Origin of the sequence: Yersinia sp. 1252 StPb PI (assembly GCF_048593885.1) — a bacterium.
Taxonomy (GTDB): domain Bacteria; phylum Pseudomonadota; class Gammaproteobacteria; order Enterobacterales; family Enterobacteriaceae; genus Yersinia; species Yersinia enterocolitica_E.
In genome coordinates this window covers 1-4,029 of record NZ_JAZGQE010000275.1, presented here as the reverse complement: position 1 = coordinate 4,029, position 4,029 = coordinate 1, and the positions used below count along the sequence as shown (strand labels likewise).

Genomic DNA, 4,029 nt, shown 5'->3' with positions numbered 1-4,029 from the left:
CCCAACACCTGCATATATATCAAAAATGCTGGTATTCTTCATGCTATTATTGTTAATTTACTTGAGAATGCTAATTCGGCTATTCCCAGTGACAATGGTTTCATTCAATGTGGTTGTAAGATAGAGAATGGTAATGCAATTATAAGCATAACTGATAATGGATGTGGTATACCAAATGATTTAATCAACCTCCTGGGAAAACAACCGGTAAAAAGCACAACCTCTGGATATGGTATTGGCTTGATGTTAGCCTTTTCTAATGCAGTCAGAATTGGTGCTAAAATAAAACTATACTCAGATTATACCGGAACAACAGCCACTATTAGGGTGAGATTGTTATGATGGAAAAGATCTTAATTCTGGATGATGATGATGTATTTACTAATACGCTATCAACAATTCTGCTTAGAAAAGGATTTTTTGTTAATGTAGCAACCACTGGAGTGCAGGCCGTCAGAATGGCCGAATCTACTCAGCATATGTATATTGTGATAGATCTGCAGTTGAAAGATGACTCTGGGCTAGCATGGGTTTCTGCATTAAGACATCTTAACCCATTATCTAGAATTTTAATTCTGACAAATTACTCTAGTATCACTTCAGCCATCATTGCGTTAAAAAAGGGGGCTGATAATCTTCTGCAAAAACCAGTGAGTGTGGATAACATTCTATTGAGTCTTCGTAATGAAATACCAACATTAAAAAATGATAAGGGTAGCCCATTTACCTACCCCTCACTAGAACAAATGGAATGGGAGTATATAAATAAAGTTGTGGATGATCATCTTGGTAATATTTCTGCTTCGGCAAGAGCGTTGAATATGCATCGACGAACATTACAACGCAAACTCTTGAAAAAGAATATTCCTAAACCTTCATAGAAATGATTTATGCTAGAGAGGTAAATTTCAATGTTTAGTTTACTGGCCGAAACTTACTGTTTTTCTCAATAACTATTTCTGATAATTGCCTAATTTGTTCATAGGCAGCGGCATTCCCCTGTCTGAACTGGCCCATTTGTTCAGGTATGCCGAAGAACGTGACAAGGGGAAGTTAACCCCCTGAGCGCCTATACTCGACGGTTTTTGTATCATTGCGTTTTTAACAGCAAAAAACCGAGCTTAATGACCCGGTCGGTTTATTTTTAATCCTACAGTTAGTATTAGAAGTTATATTTAACGCCCAACATTACCGCGGTATCACTGTAACCTTTGTTGCCGATTTGCTGGGCAACATTACCCCACAGGTTAACTTTTTTATTGATTTGGCCTTCAATACCCACTTTTAATTCACCGATATTGGCGGCCCCATCTTGCTTCACTGTCACGTTATCCATAGTGACACCAAAGTCTTTGGTATTATGGATCCAGTTTGCTTCTACAAATGGCTGAAATACTCGGTCTTTACCTTTATCCTGGCTGCTATAGCCATTCATAAAGGCTTTCACACCCAGACGGGTCTGGATATTGCCATCACCTTCACCAGAGACATTCGTGCCGTTAGCTTCTTTATGGTCGTCAGCTTTCACACCCATCCAGGTCACCTGCGCTTTAGGCTGGATAAAGTAGGTGGCATTTTTAGCGGCATTTTCACCGATTTTGAAGGTATAACCACTCTCAACCGAGGCAGTTATCCCCTTAGACTTATATTCTTCAGTATTCAAATCTTGACCGTCAACGGTGTTGTTGAACCAGCTGTATTGCGCCCAACTGTCGACATATAAGCCGGACTTATCGGCCTCGTTGGCATACCAGGTCCCGTAGACACCGGTGCTGTAACCGTCAGTTGACCCTTTAGCGTTGTAACCGGATACTTGCGAGATGGTGGTGCTTTTGCTGTTACCATACCCAGCCATAACGCCCAGATGGAAACGGTCCATGTCGTTATTGCTCCACTGAGCAATATCTCCGCCTAATTGCAGCACATAACGGTTAGCCTGTGTGCTCAGTTGATCTTGAGAATCACGGAAACGGTTATGCCCACCCTCGTTACGCAACCACATACTGGTTACTTTCTGTTCGCCAGTCAGTGCGTCGATATACTGAGTTTCGCCCAAACGATCATGCAAACGAGTGACAAACATATTATTAGCCGAGGCTAAGTTGGCAGTATAGCCGCCAGCTTCTGGACGCTCAGTCATAGCAGATGGAACTGTAGGGTCTGTTGGAACTGTTGGGTCTGAAGGTGGCGTAGGAATAACAGCATTAGTCAGATACCAGTTATTGGCATTAGCATCAGAACCGCGCATCAATGAATAATCATAAGCACCGGCAACGATACGATCCTTTTGAATAAACTCACCGTCAGATAAGCCATTAACCTGAATCAATTCAATACCGTTTAACGTTGTCGCGCCAGTGCCACCCGCGTTAGTCACGCTGACGAAGGTGTTCCCTGAAGTGTTACCTTCGACGATCATTTTATCCGTTATGGAGTTGTCGTCATTTAATTCAGTATTAAACAATAAGTTACCGTTATTACCAATATAGTCACCATGGACAGTTAATACGTCGCCTGCAATAGGATTGGAGAAATTAATTGTCCCGGCGTTAGTCAGCTCAGCGACGTCAGAACTTGCCATCATATTCCACATGGCGCGACTATCAATATTCACCTGGCCGCCATTACGTGCAAGACCATTCCATTGTGTATTGTTAATGCTGAGATTAGCTTGGCTACCTAAACCTGACTGGATATCACCATTTAAAACCATATCGTTTGCATTAACATTAACGATACCAAAGTTCGCCAGGCTAGCATCGGTATCTGCATTTATTAATATGCCATTGTTAATAACGCTACTGTTATCAAGGACTGCATTGATGGTGCCACCCAGAGCATTAAATGTTTTGCCGTTTTGACTATGTATATTGGCATTCTGTTGATTCATAGTCACAATTGCTTGGGTGTTACTATTCACTGCATCAGCGTTATTACCACTAGTAACTATATTGGTATTAGTCACATTAATAGTGGTCCCACTGTCATTAGCCTGAACCGCATACGCATTATTACCCACCGTACTGATGTTATTGCCCTGACTAATAATAGAACTCGCGGAACTGGCCATCATGGCTACTGCACCATTACTGGCTGTACTGATAGTGCTACCCGTAATATCAGCCTGACCGCCTAAAACTGCCTGGATAGCGGTATTATTAGCGCCGAGGGTTTTAACCGATGCTCCTGGGTTAATAACAATTTTACCACCTGGCCCTCTCGCACTTACTGCGGTTGCCTGATGAGTGATAATTTGCGTATTTCCACTGACAGTTGCTAAAGATGATCCATTACCATTCAGTTCAGAAGAGACTAGCGCAGTACCCGCCCCGAATGTTTCCAGGGTACTATCGATGATATCAAATTGAGTATTTGCACTATTTGTTGTTTCAACGAAGACCGCAGCGGCAGAGGCTCCACCGGTACTGGCGTATGAGCCGGTCATGCTCCCTCGTGAACCATTTGCTATTTGTAAAGCACTGGCACTTGAGCCGAGATAAGCACCTGTTGTTGTCAATCTAGAGTTATTGATAATTACTGAACTATTATTAGCAGCTATACCCTTGCCACCGGCACCTGTTGCTGAAATGGTACTGTTATTCAATGAAATTTGGCTATTAGAGACCAGTGACAGGCCAGAGGCATTTGCTCCTGAAACTGAGATATTTGCGTCATCCAAGTTAACACTGGCACCCGTTTGCGCATACACGCCGTGTGAGCCAGTCCCTGTAGTGGTTAATGTACTTCCGTGTAAAAAATCGACACGTGAGCCTGCCCCAGAAGCATATAAAGTATCAGCGGCATTACCCCCAGTCGTTAATGTGATATCACCGTCAGCAATTAATACACCACCATTTGATACCGTTGCTGCATGCCCAGAAAAATCGTTAATCAAGCCAGTATCTACTACTGTCCCATCAGGGGCATTTACAGTTGTACCATTTACTATAATTTGGGAGAACGCAGGCGTTGCTATGGATGTAAAGGCAATAGCGATTAGAGTTTTTTTAAAGGCAGGCATAATTTTAT

At 42.5% G+C, this 4,029-nt stretch carries 3 protein-coding genes; 2 read left to right on the top strand and 1 reads right to left on the bottom strand.

The genetic code is table 11. From position 1 onward, the window contains the following. Both V2A85_RS22450 and V2A85_RS22445 read left to right on the top strand, forming a co-directional pair. Nucleotides 1-342, top strand: a 342-nt coding sequence (locus V2A85_RS22450; protein WP_420072411.1) for an ATP-binding protein, incomplete at its 5' end; no start/stop codon positions are given. Next, a complete protein-coding gene (locus V2A85_RS22445) occupies nucleotides 339-881 on the top strand; it encodes a response regulator transcription factor (protein WP_372558305.1) in 543 nt (180 codons plus the stop codon). The genes V2A85_RS22450 and V2A85_RS22445, both read left to right, overlap by 4 nt. Before the next feature lie 281 nt (nucleotides 882-1,162). Here V2A85_RS22445 and V2A85_RS22440 read toward each other — a convergent pair whose 3' ends face one another. After that, nucleotides 1,163-4,021 carry an autotransporter outer membrane beta-barrel domain-containing protein gene (locus tag V2A85_RS22440; protein ID WP_420072412.1) on the bottom strand — a complete coding sequence of 953 codons (2,859 nt, stop codon included), beginning with the start codon at nucleotides 4,019-4,021 and terminating at the stop codon, nucleotides 1,163-1,165. Nucleotides 4,022-4,029: the final 8 nt, after the last annotated feature.

What these genes read in the sequence shown, in the direction of transcription:
- V2A85_RS22445 (WP_372558305.1), top strand. Translation starts at nt 339, where the DNA reads ATGATGGAAAAGATCTTAATTCTGGATGATGATGATGTATTTACTAAT.
- V2A85_RS22440 (WP_420072412.1), bottom strand. Translation starts at nt 4,021, where the DNA reads ATGCCTGCCTTTAAAAAAACTCTAATCGCTATTGCCTTTACATCCATA.